Consider the following 1,438-nt stretch of genomic DNA (forward strand, 5'->3'; position numbering starts at 1 on the left):
ACTCGTCCGAGACCGTGTGGCCGTCGGCGGAGACGATCTGCCACTCGACGGTGTACTTCCCGGAGTCGCCGAGGGCGGCCTTCGTGGTCATCGAGGGGCCGTCGACCGCGAGGCAGCCGTCCTCGTAGTACTTGCCGTCGGGGCCGACGATCCGGTACGCGAACCCCGCGTTCGACCCGCCGATGTCGAGCAGCTTGTCGTTCGTCGTGATCTCGAACGCCTTCGGCAGCGACGTGAGCGTGCCGTCCACCTTCGGCGTCGAGGCGATCATGTAGTTGTGCGCGCTGGCCGGAGCGGCGAGGCCGAGGACCGCACCGCCCACGATCGTGAGGGCCGTGGCGGCCGCGGCCACGAGCCTCCCGGCAGCACGGGAGCGGCCGCGCGCACCACGCGCGGCCGGGTGCCGGAGCCGAGGGGTCACTTGCTCGTCCGCCGACGGGTCGAGGCGACCGCGACGACCAGGGCGGCGGCGCCGAGGACGAGGCCGCCGAGCCCGAGGAACCGCCCGACGAGGTCGGGGTCGCTGCTCGTGCCGGACGCTGCCGACGCCGTCGGGGTGGTCTCGATCGGGTCGCCGTCCGGCTCCGTGGCGACCGCGGCGGTCAGGACGACCGACGGTGCCGGGTGCTCGGGCTCGGCCTTGCCGTCCTGCTGCTGCTGGTCCCACTCGACCGAGCCCTTCTCGCAGGTCTGGGTCACGGGGAACTCGACGCGGTCGCCCGCCTTGCCGTCCGGCAGCGAGAACGACAGGGAGAACGTGTCGCGCTCGTCGGCGGGGAGCGGGGTCTTCGCGGTGTAGGTGACGGCCGACACACGCTGGCCGGCGTCCTCCGCGGACTCGTCGTCGGCGGAGGCCGAGGCGCTCGTGTAGGGCTCGGTGGTCTTCGTGATGGTCCAGTTCGGGTTCACCGTCGGGGTCACCTCGATGATGCTCTCCGGGACGTGGAAGGTGAGCTTCGTCGTGGGGGAGCCGTCGCAGCCGTGGGGCACCGAGAACGTCGCGGTCGTGTACGAGTCCGCGGCCGTGGAGGTCGCCGTGGCCTCGACGTGGGCGCTGGCGGCGGCCGCGGAGCCGAGGACGATCGCGGCGGTGACGCCGAGGGTGGCCGCACCGAGGACGGCGACGCGCTTGGGCATGGGGATCCTTCCGGGACTTCTACAAGTTGTAGAGCAGACTCGGACACGGTAGCAGGACCGAACGCCCTGGGCGAACGCGCACGGCGAAACCGGCCGGGCGTCGCGGTGGCTGTCGCCGGTTGCGGTTAGGCTCGGACACAGCCGGTGGATCAGTGCCGGGTGGATCGTCAGGCGTCGGTTCCGACGGAGTCGTCGCACGGCCGAGGGAGGGCACGCACATGGCACGCATCGGAGAGAGCGCTGACCTGCTCAAGTGCTCCTTCTGCGGCAAGAGCCAGAAGCAGGTCCAGCAGCTCTCGCG

General features: G+C 71.7%; 3 protein-coding genes. 1 reads left to right on the forward strand and 2 read right to left on the reverse strand.

What is annotated here, in order from left to right:
• Together I59_RS11745 and I59_RS11750 are read right to left on the reverse strand one after the other, a co-directional pair.
• The coding region (locus I59_RS11745) for a copper resistance protein CopC (protein ID WP_187289816.1) at positions 1 to 421 on the reverse strand (421 nt) is incomplete at its 3' end.
• Positions 418 to 1,137 (reverse strand): YcnI family protein, encoded by a 720-nt coding sequence (locus tag I59_RS11750; RefSeq protein ID WP_022904036.1) that lies wholly within the window; start codon positions 1,135 to 1,137, stop codon positions 418 to 420. The genes I59_RS11745 and I59_RS11750, both read right to left, overlap by 4 nt.
• A 218-nt stretch (positions 1,138 to 1,355) precedes the next feature.
• Here I59_RS11750 and I59_RS23915 point away from each other — a divergent pair.
• Positions 1,356 to 1,438 (forward strand): ClpX C4-type zinc finger protein (locus I59_RS23915; protein ID WP_148286198.1); only part of this gene is annotated, 83 nt, incomplete at its 3' end.

Origin of the sequence: Curtobacterium sp. B8 (assembly GCF_000333315.1) — a bacterium.
GTDB lineage: Bacteria > Actinomycetota > Actinomycetes > Actinomycetales > Microbacteriaceae > Curtobacterium > Curtobacterium luteum.